Raw genomic sequence first — 17,410 nt, 5'->3', positions numbered from 1 at the left:
TCCAGCCGATGACCATCTTTGGGTAGTGAAGTGGTACGACAAGCATCGGCAGATGCATGAGCTCAGCAGATCCGCAAGCGTAGAAGTACTCCTGCAGCGGCTGCCGGGGCTAGACGCGAAGTCGGTGCGCGGAATGTCCCAGGTCGATGTTGGCCAACTTCTAGCCAAGGATAAGGACTCACCACCGGTCTTCCGCACCGAGCTGCTGGATGCAAGCTCGCTGCCTGCGATTCGCATCGGACATGTTTACCAGTCCGGTCGCCGCGTTGGTGACCTACCCTCGACCACCCTGACGCTGAACATGCCCGGCGGGGAAGGCCTAATGAAAGAGGTACTACTAGGTGACAATCTTGAGAAACCCGCGGGTTGGGCGGACAAGTACAATTTCAGGCTACTCAACCCGTCCCAGTACGAACTGCCATTCCGAGCCTATGACGGCTCAAGGTGCATCGTGCGGCGAGTTCGCCACAAAGGCACGGATCTTGACATTGTCATTCCAAGGACACTGATCGAGCAGTCCTTCTACTATCCGGACTCCTACATGGTAAATGTCGCCGGCAAGGGCGACTGGGATGCTCAGAAGGACGCGCTGATCGTCTTCAGAAAGCTGGACAATGGCCTCGAGACAGCGATCTGTCGGGAGACAGGGACGTGGAAGGTGGTCGTGCGTACTCACGTACTGAAGATGCATGCGCCCATGATGGCGTTCTTTGCGCATAGTCCCTACGCACAGGAAAGTGCAAACCTGATCCACACCCTAGCTCTTAAGGAGCGGGGCCTGAATCGGTTCGCTCCCTGGCATGCGTCAGGCCGCATCCCTTGGGATCCCGAACTGGGGCCGTTCCGGATGAAGCTGCGGGGATTCCTTCTCAAGGGCAACCGTATGAAGGGATCCGAAACGTTCCTGGCTACGCACATTGCAGGCTGGACGCTCCCAGAACGCACACCTGATATCGAGGATGAGCGGGAGAACAGCGGTCACGAGAGCACGAATGGCACGCAAGACCCAGGGCGGTCACGGGGAGGCAGATCTGAGCGCCGCGGCAATAGCCAGCACCAAATCCAATCCGGGGTGGACGCCGATCCGAACAAGGGCTTCCAGGGCTTCGATACAAGCGCAATCGAGTGGTTGGAGGAGCCCCGTGTCAGGACACAGACCAAGTCTAGCCACATCTCCCCAACTGGAGAGCCGAAAAGCGGATCGGACGACGGCGATGAGTCCAGCCAAGGCTCTACCGGTCCCAATAGCGGACAGACCAACAACCCTGGGAAAGTGACGGTTCGATCGATAGTGCACCCGGGTGCCGCATCCTTTGCGCGCATCGAGAAGGCTTTGAAGGACCTGGAAGAAGAGAAATTCATCACCAGCTTCACCATCTTTGGGCCAGTCGACGCGAGTCAGCGACAAGAGCGAGGCGAAGCCTCGTGCTGGAACTTCCTCCCCAACGAGCTACGTAAGGGCGAAAGTCGCAGCGGCAGGCTACCCACGCGTGGCTGGTTCATCGTCGACCCTCGAGTGCGCCCCCGGCCACGTGCAGCTCTTGTGTTGCGCATCGTCATGGGCGAACACATCCTCTACTGGACCGAAATTGAGCTGCGTTCATCTGAGGCCGGGATGCGCTCTCCGATCCTAGCGAACATTCATGATTCGCTAGCTGATTCGATCATCGACGGTATGCTGCGCAACATCTCCGAGAAGGAGGGCCGCAACCTTGCGTCCATTGCTCGATACGCTGTCGCTGATCAACCGCCTCCAGCCAATGCGACCCTTTTCCAGCACGCCTACGTGTATGAGCATCAGCCCACGGTCAGTGCACCAAGCGCAGCCAGCGATGTCGCTGATAAAGCTGCATCGGCCTCTGTTTCGACCGAACCATGCGCCACGGCCGCCAAGCACACGAAACGAGCGAGCAAAAAGGGCAAAGGCAAGGTCATAACCGGCCTGAACCTGGGTGCCGTCAAGCGAGTTCTGCTACGTGCGGCCGGTGTGGGAGAAGCCTAAGAATGACATGCACGCCACTTCGCAGCGCTCTTACAAGCCACAGCGCTTTGAGCTGGCCGGACGAGCCTAGCGACGAACCTCCGAGCGACGCTCATCAGCTGTTCTCGCAAGATCGCGATAGCCAAGGCTATCTGGCGAGATCTCGTCGGAAAGGCGCCGGATCACGATGCGGCAGCTCAGTTGTAGTCGTACTGCGCTTCCCTGCCGAGCTCGGCGGTCAATCCCCACATGCCCTTTAGTTCCAACCCCTCAATGCTTACTACCTTTTCACCACTAATCTCAGCCAGGAAACTGAACGTAATCTCATCCAGTTCCACTACAGCCTGCCCGTCCACGTGCTGCAGCGGGACAAGCACTTTCTCTTCGCTGTTCCAGGCCGCCGAGTCCCAGTCTGGTGCGCTGTAGCGGACCTCAATCTTTGGCTCGCAGCGACCGAAACCGATGTACTGGCTTGCTTCATCATGGATTCGATAGAGCGACGTTACGGTGACCTCGTCAATGTCTAAGACTCCCAGCACCTCCATCTCCGCATCGTCCTCGTCTCGCGCCTGCACTGGCTCGCCGTAGATCGCGTCGTGCACCGCTCGAGTGAACAGGTCATGGCACTCCTCAAGCCAACTCATCTTCTGCTCACCTTCCGGAATGATGCCAAGTGCCTCAAACAGCTGGGGCATCCTCTTGACCTGGGTGATGTGCTCACTCTGCTCACAGGCATGGGTGAAGTCCCCGTCCAGGGACCAGATGATGAGGGGATCTTCCGGACCGGCCCCATCACTAACTGCGCCAAAAATAAAGGCGTCCGGGAACTGATTCTTCTTTCCCTCAGCGAACATTCCGGTGCTGTGTGTGTACTGGTTCAGCACATCACTGGGTTTGACATTGTCGATACTTAGCACTTCCGCGCGCATACGGCCTCGAATGTGCGCAGTGACGAACTTCCTATGCCTCTCGAAGAAAGAAGCGCGAATCTCATCCTTATCCACGACGGGCACATCGATGCCGAGCAACAGCTTGGCTGACTGACTCAGCGCAGACTTGGTCAATGGCTCCAGTCGCTCGAGGTCAGAGTCGCGAAAGTGCTTAGCTACCTCGATGATCGTCAAGTCGGTACATACAAGCTTTATCAGTTCGTGCTCGATCAGCTCCTCCAGAGTGGAGGCCTCGGCCTTACGGAACCCTTGACCCCAACCAATCCACACATTGGCATCCACGAAAACGCGATATGGGTAGCTAGGCATTGGGAAATCCGAGAACTGAAGAAGCAATCTTCGCACCAGCGCACCAAGGACGCCATATAGGTGCAGCCAACCTGACTCGCACCTTTCTCCCAAATCCGCCGGCAAACGGTGATGAGTGACCTAACCAGTCAGCCTGGGATCAACTCCGCATGGGACGGAGCGAGTACCGACTAGCGCGCGAGCTACAGGAATCCATTGTCCAAGCTGTCCCGGCACAAAGGCTATCTACCTCGAATCCAACACATTCCGAATCAGATCCGGCCGCATGATCGCATCGGCGTCATCCACGCCTTCGCGTGTTCCGGACAGCACTACCGCTGGATCGGGATCCAAGCCCTTTGATCGCATCTCCTTCAAAGTAGCAGAGGCTGATTCAAGGATGCTCCGTTCGCGCACGCTTCGGCACGCGGCCCCTGCGGCAGCGATCACCTCATCCGCGCTCGGGCTCTTCTTTGCGTAGAGCGCGGTGTGCTTCATCATGCAGTCGTAATACACCCTTGATGGAGGCGACATCTTCGATGGGTCGATCGTAAAGCCGCTGAGGGAGGCCCCCAATACGACGGCGTAGGCAACATAGATCAAGGCGGCACCTGCAACTTGTTGGGCACTCCAGGGCTATTCTCGCACGCCCCCATATGGCCGCTAAAGATGCTCTGGCCAGCTGGCATGTTGCGCCGGCCTCCCCAATCAGACTCATATACCTCCTAGCTCCGGCTTGGCTCTTGGCCGTATGACAACGCGGGTCCACTGCAAGGGATCGCCTGTAGAGCATCCTGGTGCGGACTATGTACGGAGCCTATGGTTGACTGACTCGATCGCTAGAAGTAGCGTGGACAGATCCGACCGACAGCAACCCGCCGCCCTAGCGGAAAGGTCATCTGTGGAACAGTATGCCGCCCCCATCACCAGTAGATGTTGCTTGTGTGGGTCGAGCGATACGCTCTCAGGGGAACACAAGATAAAGGCGTCTGCTCTCCGATCGATCTTTGGCAGCCAGAGCACTCTGATCGGCCATCCGGGTGGACCATATAGGCATGCACAGAGTCCGAAATCCAAAGCTTTCCACTTTACCTCTCGGCTTTGCGAGCCGTGCAACAGTGCCAGGACGCGCCCCGGGGACCTAGCGTTCGACGAGTTCAATGAAAAAGCTACCAGCCTCTCCCACCAAGGCTTGCAGCCATCCCTTGTCTTCTGTGAGCAAAGATTCAACCCGAACTCAGGACATCTCTACACAGATGTCTGCAGACACTTCGCCAAGCATATGTGCTGTCATCTTGCGGAGATGGGCGCCCCGCCTCTCAGTGGCCTTGCAGATTTCGCCGTTGGTACCAGCTCACGAAACATGATGACCTTGCTAGTTGACCATGATGTGGGATACCAACGCAGGGAGGCGACCCATGCATCCGGTCTCTACGCAGCTCACGGCGGATTGTTAGTGATCGGCAACAGCACCACCCATGCCCCCACCTGCTTCCATTCAACTCTCACAGTGGGTCCTGTGCGCTATTGCTATCGGGTATGGCTTGACCAGACCGCGCAAGCCCAACTACTCAATGATCATCCCGAGTTCTATGCGTGGTGCGCTCGTAGGACGGCGGAAACCCTTCAGAACCCAATGAGCAGTGAGGACAGGGAACTATTGGGCGTAGCTCCGCTGCCGACCCCATAGAGATTCGTAACGTGTGATGGCAAGGATCGAGGTTTGTACTTTGACTGCCACGACCTGCGGGCTGGCAGCGTCCCATACTCTTCCACGACAACTGCTTAAGCAGGCAACCCAACTCGACATATGTGGTTGCAGTGGCTGGCACCGGAAGCGCTGCGCCAGCCTGCTGCAGATCTCACATGCAGTGAACTAGAAAGTATCGCTTTGGTCCGAGTCAACTAGGTACGCATACCTGAAGAGGTCCAGATCACTTTCGCTAACCGGGGGGATCTCCTCTAGAACTCTGAAGGAAGGACCGAAATACTCAAAGAATTTCCAGGTCTTTTTCGGACTCCAATACTCCTCAACGAGCCTGTCTACCGCCCGCGAAGAATCCAGGCGCTTCTGCAGCTCATGGATGATTCGGAATGGAGCTCTGTGGAAGTGGCTCATCTCCACCCGGTACAGCCTAATGCAACTAGGCGCCACGCCTTGACCTGCGAGAAATAGTGACGATGCAGCGGGGTTTTCAGACGCGAACACACACACCCTCCGAGAAGGAAGATGCGATGGCCGCTTGGATTCAAGGACGTTCACCACCGCCGGATAGTATGTCCCAGGGGCGGACGCAGCAACGATTTGACCGGCCGAAAGCGATTTTGAGGTCGCGTGGAAGAGGTCTGGATGTGACGCCGTCATCTGTCGCCCCTCAGCTTGTTTGCAATGAGGCTCCACTTAGCTTCGGGCAATAGATTAGCCCGCGGGCCGCAGCGCATAGACTTGGTCAATGATGATCTTGGCTCTTTCTGCATATTCACTGTATGTCTGCTTGAGGTTGTCTTGAATGATCTTGTGGTTTGCATCGGAAAGCTCTACGAAGGTCAGCCGGTAGAACTCCCGCGACTGATCTACGATGGACTCAAGCAGCGAAATGTTGCGCCGGACCTGTAGAATTTTTGACTGAAAATCGACCTCAAACATCTTCAGCGAGGCAAGACAATGATCAACCAACGGAATGGGGTACTTCTGCAGAAGCGCCGCCTTGGTTTCGGCCGTTGCCATGGCTTGGGATGCAGCTTGTATTTGATCATCGGGGAAGGCCAATAGTTGTTTGGTCAAGCCGAGGAACCTCAGCAATTTCTCCTTCTCCGGCTCCTTCTCTAGCTTGTCCTTCTGCCACTCCAAGTAGGCTCTATCGATCTTTCCGACTGCCCCCATTGTCCTGTAGCAAGCAGGCAAGAGTACTGCCGAGAGCTCCAAGAGCTCATTCTCGACCGCCTCTCTGCTGAGGGCAGCCTCACGCTTTGACCTGATTGCATCTACGATAGCGGGGCTTAAAGTCCCAAGCAGCCAGCCCAAGACCAAGATGAGAATGCTCTGCAGCGGGTGTTCCATGGCACCTCCGGCCAGTTCAATCACTTAAAAAGTCACTAATGTTAGTGCGGCCCACTGAGACTGCCTTCGATGAAGCCCATTTCTCTTCATCGCATTGAGGTTGTGCGGGCGCGACACAGCCTACAATGGCCCAGCAGACTGAAGGCAGCAATGCGCTTTGCCTTCAGCTCATTTCATAACTCCGCTTGCAGGGCGTCGCCGCCGAACTCTACACGTGCGACCCGAAGAACCCGCGCCGGATCATCGATCAGCGCGCTAGCTGGTGCCGCGCCATCGAGCAACGCATGCGGCGAGAGAAACCACTCAGCTTCGCCCCAGCCGGTGGTTCGACGCAGCCCATTCGGCTCTCGCTGGAAAGGGCCCGATTCGCGCAACACGCCCAGGATTCCACTCAAGTGGGCTACGAACTGGCCATCCGCACGAAGTTGCCAGGGCGGAAAGCGATAGCTGGGTACCGGATCCGCCACGTAGACACCCAACAACCGCCCCTCACGGCGCAGCTTACCTGGAGACTCGCCTGCGCTGCTGCGCTTCCATCCCAGATTCTATTGTGCGCCCAGTATCCGCTTGAGCACGATCCCCCCCCCTCCAAAGCCCAATGATGCACCGCACAAGGCGATGAGAGTAAGGCAGCCCTCGCCTTGGGGGAGCATTGGGAGGGTCACCTCAAGGCAATCGCCATGCGCACGTCTTTTGCCAAGAACGATCCCAAGCTTGCAGGGCCGGCACGTCAGGGGTTCCACCAGATCGCCACAGCATGGTGCCTGACGGAGATGGAGCAATCTGCGCTGCTTGGGCAGCCGGCTGCCTCGGCGTTCTTGGCATTGGAGGCCGGTGTAGCGGATGACAGCTCGCACGAGACGCTGGTGCGATTGAGCTACCTGATTGGGATCTACCGGCTGTTGCACACCATATTTACCGATCCCCAGCCGGCAGACAGCTGGGTACGCCGCCTTAACAGCGCATCACTCACGAGGGATACGTCCTGATAGCTTGGCGTGTGGCAGAGAGTCCAGCAGGTAGTCCTTGGAAGATGGCGAAGTCCTTGCTTGCAGCACCGAGATGGCCGCCATGCAACTGGCTGATGCCCGAATTCAGCCTGGCCGGGCGACTCATGGTCCCAGCCGGGGTCCTTGGGGGGCTACTGGGACCAGCTCGGGCGGAGATGGCTCAAGCCCTGAATGGGAAGACTCACGTTGATTCAATTCTTCCCTCCACTAGGCCGGGCCGGCGCTTTGGAAGATGGCAACGCGGCTACGGATGCGCCGAGACCCAGAGTCACCTAAGGCGGCGCCTGGTCAGCAGGTCATGGGGGTACCACCCCGGGAAGTTCAGCCTGGAAGTCTTCATGGAGGGGGATCACCATGGCGCCACCTCCACCTTGGATCCCATTCATGAAACAGATGACTTCTACTCCGCACGCGGTGATCTTCCCCGCCGGCAACGATACCTACCATGCCATCCGTTCCATCAACGAGTTTGGCGAGCTGGCCCATGCCGCTGCCTACGCGAGTCAGCTTATGGCAGACGGCAAGGCTCAGCACGCCGACGAAGCGCTGATGCAAGCAATTGCCGAACTGCGGCGCATTCGCTATGCGAAAGAAGGCTACGCACCCAACAAGAAGGCCCGCTATGCGCTCAAGAAGCATGCGGACTCCCTCACGGCGGTGCCCTGCCTTCAAGATTCGATGGCCCAGTTGCCCGCCACCGAGGATTCTGAACAATGACGGCCTGGCACGGTTCACTCCCCGGCTCCGCGGTCGAATCTGATACGCGGCGGTCGCTTGGCTCGTATATGGTCGACATTCTGGGGTTGCCGGCACAGTCTAAGGCGCAACTGGATGAGCAGTTTCAACGGTTCCCCGGTGAGGCAGAAGCTGTTGTCGACGTGCTAAGGCAGATGAGCGTAAGAGACTCCACCGGCTCGTCCGGGTGGATGGGTAGCCGGCATTGGAAGCGAGCTACCCAGTCGTCTCGCACTGCCGCCCCTTTTACATCTGACACCAGCAGCCGACTAGTCTCCAAGGGATTAGCTAGCCACACGCAGGGCTTTCTATCCTATGGAGCCGCGGAGCACGGGTTGAACGCACTCGCAGGGCGGCGCGTTCTCTGTGCTCGGCTTCAGAAGTGCCTGCTTGTTGAGCAGTACAAGCCGCTGCTCAACTGGGTAGATGATCCAGATGCTTTTGCCCGCACGTCGATCAACGCCTTTCAGTTGCCATCCACTGGCGGTGCGCAGAATCTGGCGGCGGATTCTGCGCTCGGCACGTCTTTCTACTGGATAGACGGCACGCTGCAAGGGCTCATCGATCATTTGACCCTGGTATGGCGGGAGGGTCATGCAGCGGAAGAGCGGTCAACCACACCTGCCGCTGAGTTGGACAGAATTGCTGAGGAAGCGTACGAACGTATCAAGCAAGTGCTCGATTTAGCCGCGCAGCATGGAGCAAAGAAGGTCGCCACCGATAGCTTGTCACTAAGGTTTGCCGCCGCAGTCTCGGCCAATCGGGGCGCAGATGAACTGTGGAGCCGTTGCGATATGGAGCTCAAAGCACTTCAAGACGCTGAGACGCTCCTGGGGCAGTTGATCAAAGCGAAGTTGGGGCAGGTACCTGAGCAGTTCCAGCATCGGCCTGCCGTCGATGTGGAGGAGCACCTGGCAACATGGCTAACCAACCAATTTGGACCAGCTGGTGAGCTTGTCGACCCAGAAAACGGAATACGACCGATGACGCATGCCGATATCGCCACCGCCGTCGCCCTGAGCGGGGTGCTGCAGCGGGACTACGTCGCAAAGCAGAGTGTGGGAGAGCGCGGCTTGAATGCCTTCTGCCAATACGGCGGGGCCGAGGTTCGCTTCGTGTTTCTTATCGCGCTGCTGGCTTCCTACGAACTAAAGAGCAGGGTGTCCGAAGAGTTCACTGGGAGTAACAACCCGACCAAGGCGGTGTTTCCATTCAAGAACAAGCCTGGATTCGCAGAACCTGGTGCACTGTCGCTGCACGCGGCTGCATCGATCGAAAGAATGGTCGCGCTTATCCACCGCTCTGTCGGAGTCGGCTGGAAGTTTGACGTCGCCGCGCTTCGTGAACATGCCGAAGCTAAGGTGCGCCGGTTGGACTACCAAGCCCGCCTACTCCAATATGCAGTTGATGGACGACCTGCATCAGAAATTTACGGAATTTACGACTTCCTGACCAAGGTGGCATCCGGAGCCCTACGGTCGGCAGACTACAAGGAGCAGGGGGTGTAATGAGCTAGCTGCACTTGCTCCTTTCAGATCTGCCGGTCCTGCTCAATCCCTCCGTGGGTATGACTCTGCTTTGAGGGATCAGTCCTGCTGTAGCAAACGAGAGCAGAAGCGTGCCTACTTGGAGCGACAAGTAACCCGTCGCTCTATGAAGCCGTTCCTGCGTGCTACGACCTCTACCAGCCCTGGCGCCAGCTAGACCGCCTCGATCGCCAGCGAGGAGGGTTATGGCCGGTGGAACTTTGCCGACCAAGCGGTGTGCTGCACTCCTTCTCCGAGCTGGTTGAACTTGATCAGGAAGCTTCAGCGTGAAGCTGGTTGGCCCAACTCAGATGAGCCGCGCACGCTTCTTCCCTGCAAAGGAGCGTCGCCTGAGCACTAGTGGGAAGTGAGTTTCGCCCCAAGAGCGTAGCCACGAACGCTCAGGACGCCTCCGAAGACGACCGCACAGCGCTATGCCAGCGTATAACGGCCTCCCGCAAAGCAGGCGGGCATTTCACTACCTCGTCCAGCGAGACGATGCACCATCGGCCCTCCCTCTTCTCCGGCCACCAAACACCGGAACTGATCGCCCGTAGGGGAATCTGGAAGGCAATAGCGACAGCCTTCTGAAGATCCTCCAACGCCGCATCATCTCCAGCCACCTTGAGCTTCTTCATCAGACTGCGCAGCTGAACCACGGGCTTGGGCTCCGGAGCGTTTTTGCGAGGGCACCGCGGCATCCCTATGTGATGATCAAGCTCCTCGCGCGCAAAGCGGATCAACGAACTTAGATTGGCCTTGCTACCTGGCACCTTGTCCAAATGAAGCCGTAACTTCTGCTCATCCAGCTGGACAAGAGAGCTGATACCTGCCGAACGCATGAGACCGGCCGCTGCCGAAAGGTATATCCTCCGGGTTCGCACCGGCCTGCCCTTCTGAATCAGCCAGCGATTGAACTGAAACAATTCTTCACCGTGTTGGTTGCTCTCTGCTTCCTGCAGGATGGCCTGTACTCTGGCCGTCTCGACGTGTTCCAGTTTCGCTTCGGATGAAATCTCCAGCGCGAGCACCTGGCATACGTATTGAGCTGCAAGATGGTGCTTGCGCAGTCCCGCCACCGAGAACAGATCGAGCAGCGCCTGCGGCTGAACCTGCTCAGCGGAGCCGAAGCGCTGGTCTAGCTGGCTGAAGAAATGCCCATGGGCGCGCAACAATGTCGGCAACTTGGGACTGTAGCCGTCTCGCACCAGCAGCCAGCCGACGAAGCCCTTCAACAGGTCCACCGCCCAGGTGCTCGAAAGGGTAATGGCGATCAGCCGCCCCTCTTGCTCCAGAATTCGACGGTTGATGCAGGATCTACAATGCCCGTTGCCAGCGCCGCGGACGACTCGAGCACACCCAGGGCAGTCGTGCCAAGCCTCACCGCTGGGGCCACAATCGGCGCAGTATGCAGCCCCGCTACTCGTGGCCCCGGCCAGGATTCTGTATCTTCTGCAGTAGGTGCAGGTTCGATGGGTGATTTGGTTCCTGCATGATGGACAGACGCGTGAAAGCAGGTCTCCCTCCCCTGCCCAGGTGAGGCGCCTACTTAGCCGGGTGCAACTCCAGCAAGACTCTTCTTCGCGGAAGTGCGGAGCACAGGAGGCGCATGCCACAGCAGCTTCCCCAACGCACTTTCCGGCGACCGGGACAGCCCTCCCACATCGCACACAGGCCCGGCCTGCGCGCTGACACCCTCCGCAAAGGGGGGCGGCACTATCCCTGCGATGCATACGCGCGTTGCCACCGCAGCCTGAACATGGGACAGGGAGAAACTCTGTTGCATAGCAGCTCGAGCAGTAGCCCTTTCCCTTGTGGAAGCGATGCACCTTCTCGACGCTTCGGCCGCAGTTGTCGCACCAGCGCTCTGCAGTTTTTTCAGGCGTAGCAATCATTTTCCAGCAGCCTTCAGCAGTGCCATCGCCCTCTTCTCCCTCCACCCGGCTGGCTTACTGAGCCGTAGCTGCTTTAGCCACTGGGCAAGGCTGGTCCGCGAGACCGGCTTCCGGGCAAGTGGTGGCGCACGTAACTGATCTCCGACGCATTCAAGCCACGGAGGTGGGCGAGCCCGTTCAAACGTGGCAGTGGAAATTCTACCCACAACCCTAAGCTGGGCCATTGACTCCGGCCACTGACTGGCCAGTTCATGCACCAGATCGAAGTAAAGCCAACGCAGCAGCGGGCCTTGGGATTCAACCAGGTGACCTCGCACCTGTTCCGGAGGGCGAAACATACCCCAGCCGCGGAGCAGATTAACGCCACGCGCCAAGTCCGCGAGAGAGATTGCTCCAGTAAGCGTCGGCACAGGAATGCCAGATAAGGCGTCAACCAGCGCCTGTTGGCCAGTGGGAGCGGGACGGCCGCCCACATGTCGCAAGCAGAGCGCCACATGATCGACGTGGCAGCGATGACACCTATTCACGCCCCTGAGCTGACGGTGGGGGATGATGGGCGCCTGGCAGTCAGGACAGCACGCGTACAAAGGGACTAGGTGAATTGGACAGCTGGTCACAAAGGAAAGCCGCCAGAGCCGCAGGTACACACCAGCCTCGGATAGACAGATCGGACAGACCTGAAGCCCGCCTAGGGTTCGCAGCCGATGGAACATACCCAGCCGGTTGATCCACGTACCCCAACATTTCGCTGTAGGAACAAGGGGCCCGTCAATTGCCCGCTGGATGGGCTGGAGGGACATTGAGTCAATGACATCAGCGCTGATGCCACAGCGGTCGTGCAGAAGCTGGGTGATTGCTGGAATAGGATGCCGGTCAATGTCCCGGCTCCACACCTGCACGCCTGGGAGCAGGTGTGAGTAGAACCGGTAAGGATCCGCGCAGTGGCCTCCCGCCAACCGCAGCAGATAGGAACTCAAAAGCTCCCCCTCCACGGGGCGGATGCCTCGGTGGAAAGGGAATGGATCAGATTGCTTTAGCGATTGTTTGCCAAGCATCGGCCCGGGTCCAGTTGAGCTCGGCAAGCAGCTTTACGGTGATCTGCTCACTACCGGTTTCGATGGCCGCAGCCGCGGCCCTGCGAAGAAGCTTGACGTTCTGCCCTACGGTATCTCCGGCCATCGCAAACAGGGCCTTGGCGACCTCTGGCTGCGCCAGATCGGACTTCTTGGCCAATGGCAACAGTTGCTCGTACGAAGCCAAGAATCCAAGATACTCCCGATTGAGGCGCCAGCGAGGCAGTCCAATCGGTTCAAAGCGGGACTTGAGCTGTGGGTCGAGATTCAGTGCATTGATCGCCTTGTCGGTGCCAGCAGCGACAATCGGGATGCGCAGCTCGTTGCTCAGGTTTCTTATTGCGGCCAGTAGGTCTGATGTGGCGCGACCCGCTTCAGCGACATTGTTGAACTCATCGAGCGCAAGCATCTGAACATTGGCGTTGACCATCGCCGACTTGGCTTGACGCTTCTTGTGCGCCGCGCGATCTCCCTCTCGATGGGAAATGCCCAGAGCCCAGAGAATGAGTGACCAGAACTCGGACTCGTCCGGCTTGCTGGGCATTTCAATCTTGAGAACTGGGACTACCGGCTTGCCCTCACTGGATGCCAGGATGGGGTGCCTATTGGCGAAGTACTCAAGAATGGAGCTTTTGCCATTACCGCTCCCGCCCACCAACAAGATGTTGTTAGGGCGCAGATTCTTGGGGAAGTTACGGAGATCATCCAGCTCGTCAAGCGCCTTGGTGGCAGCGGTGTAGCCCACCCAGCGATCCTGTCGGCAGAACTCGATGCGGTACTCGTTCGCCGCATCCAGAATCTCAGCCACCTCAGGCAATAGATGTTCAGTGCTCATCGCTTCAGTGACACCTGGAAGGGAGTGATGGGCTCAGCAAACGGATCATCGTCCAGAGCCTCAGAGACTCGCGCGTTAATCCCATGCACGCTCTCGTCATTGGCCGCGGCGGGGATCGGAACTGTGCGCTTCGGCTGCTCGGAAGGCTTGGGTCGAACGCCTGGCGGTCGACGAGCGGCGGAACGCCGTGCCGACCTAGCCTTCTTCGTCGCGTTGAGAGCATCATCCACACGTTGACGGAGGCGATCTACCGTCGCAAACAGCTGGTCTTCGTCGACGTCCTTCAGACCATCCTGCTTGAGCACCTCATTTGCTGCGTTAAGCTCCCATAGGCTGATGGCAGGGAAGCCTGCGTTTCGATATCTGACAGCGGAATAACGGTTGTCCTGAGGGTCCAGGAAGTAGGTCACGCTGATGTCGCGGGGGTCTCGCCGAATCAGGAACTTACGCTTCTTCTTGGTATCGGGGTCGACAGAGTTGATGTAGGGATCCAGCACGCTGTCGTAGTAGTGGATCTTGTCCAGCTGATAGCCGTAGCGCTGAATTGTGCGCTCTTCATAAGGCATGAAGTCCAGCTGGACACGAAGAGGATCTTCTGGGATGGGCAGCAAGCCAATACCCGGCTCGGTGGAAGAACCAGCCAGCCCGCGCTCCCAGGCGGTCAATGGAGTCACCCCTACACCCGAGTGCACTGCCCGGTGATACTTATTGACGATGTAGTCCACCAGGTAGGCCTCAAGCTCCCTGAGGGTCATGGCCGCCTTGGCATCGGAGTCATATCCCTTTCGCTGCTCCGGCTTGGAGAACGTCTTACCTGGCAAGCCCAAGAAAATTCGAGCAGCCGTGCCCATCAACCGTTCGATGTGACCGCCATAGTGGGGAGTCTTCTTCATGCGGTACTGCAGATCGATGCCATAGTCCTCGCAGGCACGGGAGAGCGTACGGGAGCGGAATTCCTTGGCATTGTCACAATGAACCTTGCTCATCACACCCCAGGCCGGCCACTCGCCCCCAACGCCCAGATTTGCCAAGTATTCGCGCTTCTGACAGATCGCCTGGGACAGGCATAGCCCAACGGCGACCGACGAGGGCGGATCCATGGACAAGTACAGGCCGGCGACCAGTCTGGTGCTTACGTCGATCGCAAGCGTGAGATACGGCCGACCAATGGGAAGGCGACTCACCTCGTCAACCACGATCACGTTTGCTGGCGTGTGGTCGATCTGGATGACGCTATAGGGGTGATTCGCGTCGGGGAACGAGCCGCGGATAGGCTGGTACTGATCACGAGCATCGTCGCGCCGACCGCGCTTGCGCAGAGCGAACGACTTGGGGATGTCATTGATTCTCGCCCTGATGGTGATGTGGCTAGGCGCCTTGAGCTTCATGTGCCTGCAGCGTTTCCTTACCTCATCCACTACGTCCTGCGCCGTCCCCCTGTCCACGGACAGGTACTTTTCTTCAATTACGGCCCGGATGACCTCCTCAAGAACCTGACCAAGCATGCGCATCCCGGTACGGCGACCTGCCTTGCTCGGCACCAAGGACGACACATGACCAGACAGAAGGAAGGCTTTGAGCCATTTGTAGAGCGTGGTGAAGTGAACGCCAGCATCTTTGGCGATGGATTCCACATCAGATCGCGATCGGCAGGGCATGGCCAGCAGGGGCTTGATCAGCGCCAAGCGACGCTGGCCCTCTGCCCACTCTTCGCTTGAATAAAGAGCCAAGTCGCGCTCAGCTGCAGCTACTTCTTCTGACGGCTCAATGATTCGAGACAGGCCTTCAACACGCAGCGTCTTGCTCTCACCCGTACCCAGATCCTTGGCCAGCACGCTGCTAGGGGTCATAACATTGGTAACCACGTAGCGGCGCCCCTCGCTGGTCACCTCGACACCTGGCGCCACGGTGAGAAATTTTCGAGAGATGCCGACCATTTAGCTTTCCATCCAGATCGTCGAGGACATCGTAAGAGGCACGTTTAGGTCACAACCCAAACGACGATCGGCGACCATCTTCCACAGCACTGGAATAGCCCGAAGACGTGCTTCAGATGACATGTAAGCAGCACTTAGCAGAGCTTGAACCGTCGTGGGGCCCGTTGCCTTCAGGGCATAGAGGAGCTGGCCAGAGATCAGCTCTTGCTCTGGGAGCCGAATGAACCTGCGCAGGAACTTCACGTTGCCCAGATAGGGCGTCCGAATGTGCTTCTCAGTGAGCACTTTGAACCGCCATCCGTTCTGCCGGCAATGACGGTAAGCAGCGCCAAAGCGAGCGCGGAGCCTCTTCCAGTCTGCTCTGAGCTCATCCTGATACTTCACCTCGTAGACAATTACTTCGGGCAGGTCGCCGAAAAAGGTGGCTCGAAGATCCGGGGTATAGCGGCGGCGACGGCCATCTTCTTGGTGGTAAATCGAGAATGGCTGAGTGAGAAGCTCAGAAACGCGAGGATCGAAGTCCAGCAACTCAATCAGATCCTGCTCAAGGCTGGACTCGAAGCCGGCAGAGCCTTGGTCCAGCGCTACCCGTCCCGAAAGACCTCGCGACCTCACTCCCACAAGCCTTGCGGGGATACTGCTATCCATTAGCGCCATTAGCCATGCTCCGGCAATCCAGTTGCGTCAATACGTGTAAATCGTGTAGCGGACTTAGATGACTCGATTCGTTACACATCAAGCACTTAGTGGAATCACGGTTAGCTTGGTTAAGTGTACCTTACAGCGGCAATCCGCCCTGCCCCGGCGAGATCTCGCTGGCCCATCACGGTGTTCTTTTCCTCGATGAGCTGCCGGAGTGGAACCGCAGCGCGCTGGAAACCCTGCGCGAGCCGCTGGAATCCGGCCACATCCGCATCGCCCGCGCGGCGCGCAGCGTGCAGTATCCCGCGCGCTTCCAGCTGGTGGCGGCGATGAATCCCTGCCCCTGCGGCTGGGCTGGCGACCGCAGCAACCGCTGCCTGTGCAGCGATGAACGCATCAACCGCTACCGCGCGCGGGTGTCCGGCCCGTTGCTGGATCGCATTGATCTGCATATCGGCGTGACGCGCATGGACGCGGTGGAGCTGCGGGAGAGCACGCCGCTGGGTGAGCCCAGTGCATCGGTGCGTGCACGTGTGGAAGCCGCGCATGCCCGGCAGCTGACGCGTGGTGGGCTGAATGCCCATCTGCCCCCGGCGGCGCTGCGGGCGTGCACGAAGCTGAGCGAGGCCGATCAGGATCTGCTGGAGCAGGCGATTGAACGCCTGCAACTTTCCGCGCGGGCCATGCACCGGATTCTGCGGGTTGCGCGCACGATTGCGGATCTGGCGGGTTGCGAGGTGATCCAGACCGCGCATCTGGCTGAAGCGATCGGGTACCGGCAATTGGACCGGGGAAATGCATGAGCCTGATTGCGAGGCTCGCCCTGGAGCTACGGTCATCAGAAAAAAAAAATACCCCGGCCGCATGCCCAGACAGACAGAGACGGTACCGGGGTGTACCTGACCACGCTACCGCACGGGAGACAAGCATTGCAATCCGCCGCAGTGGATGCGGCAGGTACATCTACCACGCACGGCCTTCTACCTACAGTTGGGCGCGAAGAGCGGTCGACTAACAGTCGACCCCACCAAGGGCGCGCCTCAGGCGGCGGAATCCACCCGCCCTCGCTTCGCCAGCAACGCCACCCGACGGCTGACCAGCGCGTGCAGCTCCGCCAGCTCCGACGCCCGGTCAGCCGTCATGTTCCCGCCAAACAGCACCCGCGACAACGCCGCCTCGTCGCTGTCGTCCGGGTGCTGCCACCGGTCCCGGTACACCTTCTGGCACACCAGCCAGGCCTGCCGCAGCCCTCCGCCGGGCAGCGGACGGACTACGCGTTCGTAGACCTGCCAGAACTGGTATTCGGCCCGCAGATCGATCACAGGCGCCACGGACAGCGCCTGCCGGGGCCGTCCTGGGCCACGGATGCCGAACAACGGTGATCGCGGGTTGTACTGAGCCATGTCAACAGGATGACCCAGCAACATTGTGGGAACCTTGCGCTGGTACCAGAAAATCGGTGCTGATTGTGCAGACG

The 17,410-nt window shown here is 58.7% G+C and carries 13 protein-coding genes and 1 pseudogene; 5 read left to right on the top strand and 9 right to left on the bottom strand.

Annotated elements, in window-relative coordinates; genetic code table 11:
• Window positions 1-133 precede the first annotated feature (133 nt).
• The gene (locus ABR323_RS10605; RefSeq protein ID WP_208043434.1) at window positions 134-2,002 is read left to right on the top strand and encodes a hypothetical protein; all 1,869 of its coding nucleotides are present in this window, start codon (window positions 134-136) and stop codon (window positions 2,000-2,002) included.
• A gap of 176 nt (window positions 2,003-2,178) precedes the next feature.
• Here ABR323_RS10605 and ABR323_RS10600 read toward each other — a convergent pair whose 3' ends face one another.
• The 3 genes from ABR323_RS10600 to ABR323_RS10590 form a co-directional block, all read right to left on the bottom strand.
• Window positions 2,179-3,267 carry a PIN domain-containing protein gene (locus tag ABR323_RS10600; protein WP_439449272.1) on the bottom strand — a complete coding sequence of 363 codons (1,089 nt, stop codon included), beginning with the start codon at window positions 3,265-3,267 and terminating at the stop codon, window positions 2,179-2,181.
• Between the two features lie 198 nt (window positions 3,268-3,465).
• Window positions 3,466-3,822: a hypothetical protein gene (locus tag ABR323_RS10595; protein ID WP_208043436.1), complete on the bottom strand. Its 357-nt coding sequence runs from the start codon at window positions 3,820-3,822 to the stop codon at window positions 3,466-3,468.
• Window positions 3,823-5,638: 1,816 nt separating this feature from the next.
• The gene (locus tag ABR323_RS10590; RefSeq protein WP_208043437.1) at window positions 5,639-6,280 is read right to left on the bottom strand and encodes a hypothetical protein; all 642 of its coding nucleotides are present in this window, start codon (window positions 6,278-6,280) and stop codon (window positions 5,639-5,641) included.
• A 680-nt stretch (window positions 6,281-6,960) separates the two neighbouring features.
• On the opposite strand from ABR323_RS10590, the gene ABR323_RS10585 reads away from it, so the two are divergent.
• The 3 genes from ABR323_RS10585 (at window position 6,961) to ABR323_RS10575 (ending at window position 9,533) form a co-directional block, all read left to right on the top strand.
• Complete coding sequence (locus ABR323_RS10585; RefSeq protein ID WP_208043438.1) at window positions 6,961-7,269, top strand: hypothetical protein; 309 nt, start codon at window positions 6,961-6,963, stop codon at window positions 7,267-7,269.
• A 405-nt stretch (window positions 7,270-7,674) separates the two neighbouring features.
• The gene (locus tag ABR323_RS10580) at window positions 7,675-8,007 is read left to right on the top strand and encodes a hypothetical protein (protein ID WP_439449271.1); all 333 of its coding nucleotides are present in this window, start codon (window positions 7,675-7,677) and stop codon (window positions 8,005-8,007) included.
• Window positions 8,008-8,360: 353 nt separating this feature from the next.
• The gene (locus ABR323_RS10575) at window positions 8,361-9,533 is read left to right on the top strand and encodes a hypothetical protein (protein ID WP_208043440.1); all 1,173 of its coding nucleotides are present in this window, start codon (window positions 8,361-8,363) and stop codon (window positions 9,531-9,533) included.
• A gap of 419 nt (window positions 9,534-9,952) precedes the next feature.
• Here ABR323_RS10575 and ABR323_RS10570 read toward each other — a convergent pair whose 3' ends face one another.
• The 5 genes from ABR323_RS10570 to ABR323_RS10550 all read right to left on the bottom strand — a co-directional run bounded on the left by ABR323_RS10570 (window position 9,953) and on the right by ABR323_RS10550 (window position 15,939).
• On the bottom strand, window positions 9,953-10,795 hold the full coding sequence (locus tag ABR323_RS10570; RefSeq protein WP_439449270.1) for a hypothetical protein: 843 nt from the start codon (window positions 10,793-10,795) through the stop codon (window positions 9,953-9,955).
• A 647-nt stretch (window positions 10,796-11,442) separates the two neighbouring features.
• Complete coding sequence (locus ABR323_RS10565; RefSeq protein WP_439449269.1) at window positions 11,443-12,501, bottom strand: TniQ family protein; 1,059 nt, start codon at window positions 12,499-12,501, stop codon at window positions 11,443-11,445.
• Window positions 12,470-13,354 carry a TniB family NTP-binding protein gene (locus ABR323_RS10560; RefSeq protein ID WP_439449268.1) on the bottom strand — a complete coding sequence of 295 codons (885 nt, stop codon included), beginning with the start codon at window positions 13,352-13,354 and terminating at the stop codon, window positions 12,470-12,472. Before ABR323_RS10560 ends, ABR323_RS10565 begins: the two co-directional genes overlap by 32 nt.
• Complete coding sequence (locus tag ABR323_RS10555) at window positions 13,351-15,291, bottom strand: Mu transposase C-terminal domain-containing protein (RefSeq protein WP_439449267.1); 1,941 nt, start codon at window positions 15,289-15,291, stop codon at window positions 13,351-13,353. The genes ABR323_RS10560 and ABR323_RS10555 overlap by 4 nt, the downstream gene beginning before the upstream one ends.
• Entirely contained in the window at window positions 15,292-15,939 is a 648-nt protein-coding gene (locus ABR323_RS10550; protein WP_439449266.1) for a TnsA endonuclease N-terminal domain-containing protein, read from the bottom strand.
• Between the two features lie 137 nt (window positions 15,940-16,076).
• On the opposite strand from ABR323_RS10550, the pseudogene ABR323_RS10545 reads away from it, so the two are divergent.
• Window positions 16,077-16,736: pseudogene (locus ABR323_RS10545) on the top strand (ATP-binding protein); the annotation flags it as partial.
• A gap of 237 nt (window positions 16,737-16,973) precedes the next feature.
• On the opposite strand, the gene ABR323_RS10540 reads toward ABR323_RS10545, so the two are convergent.
• Window positions 16,974-17,360 carry a hypothetical protein gene (locus ABR323_RS10540; protein WP_439449265.1) on the bottom strand — a complete coding sequence of 129 codons (387 nt, stop codon included), beginning with the start codon at window positions 17,358-17,360 and terminating at the stop codon, window positions 16,974-16,976.
• Window positions 17,361-17,410 lie beyond the last annotated feature (50 nt).

It is taken from the genome of Stenotrophomonas sp. ATs4, assembly GCF_051861585.1.
Lineage (GTDB): Bacteria > Pseudomonadota > Gammaproteobacteria > Xanthomonadales > Xanthomonadaceae > Stenotrophomonas > Stenotrophomonas maltophilia_AS.
Note: the sequence above shows the minus strand (reverse complement) of the source record. Positions and strands in the feature narration are given on the sequence as shown.

Coding starts and splice junctions, on each gene's coding strand:
- ABR323_RS10550 (WP_439449266.1), bottom strand. CDS start 15,939: ATGGATAGCAGTATCCCCGCAAGGCTTGTGGGAGTGAGGTCGCGAGGT.
- ABR323_RS10555 (WP_439449267.1), bottom strand. CDS start 15,291: ATGGTCGGCATCTCTCGAAAATTTCTCACCGTGGCGCCAGGTGTCGAG.
- ABR323_RS10580 (WP_439449271.1), top strand. CDS start 7,675: ATGAAACAGATGACTTCTACTCCGCACGCGGTGATCTTCCCCGCCGGC.
- ABR323_RS10590 (WP_208043437.1), bottom strand. CDS start 6,280: ATGGAACACCCGCTGCAGAGCATTCTCATCTTGGTCTTGGGCTGGCTG.
- ABR323_RS10605 (WP_208043434.1), top strand. CDS start 134: ATGTCCCAGGTCGATGTTGGCCAACTTCTAGCCAAGGATAAGGACTCA.
- ABR323_RS10560 (WP_439449268.1), bottom strand. CDS start 13,354: ATGAGCACTGAACATCTATTGCCTGAGGTGGCTGAGATTCTGGATGCG.
- ABR323_RS10585 (WP_208043438.1), top strand. CDS start 6,961: ATGCGCACGTCTTTTGCCAAGAACGATCCCAAGCTTGCAGGGCCGGCA.
- ABR323_RS10565 (WP_439449269.1), bottom strand. CDS start 12,501: ATGCTTGGCAAACAATCGCTAAAGCAATCTGATCCATTCCCTTTCCAC.
- ABR323_RS10540 (WP_439449265.1), bottom strand. CDS start 17,360: ATGTTGCTGGGTCATCCTGTTGACATGGCTCAGTACAACCCGCGATCA.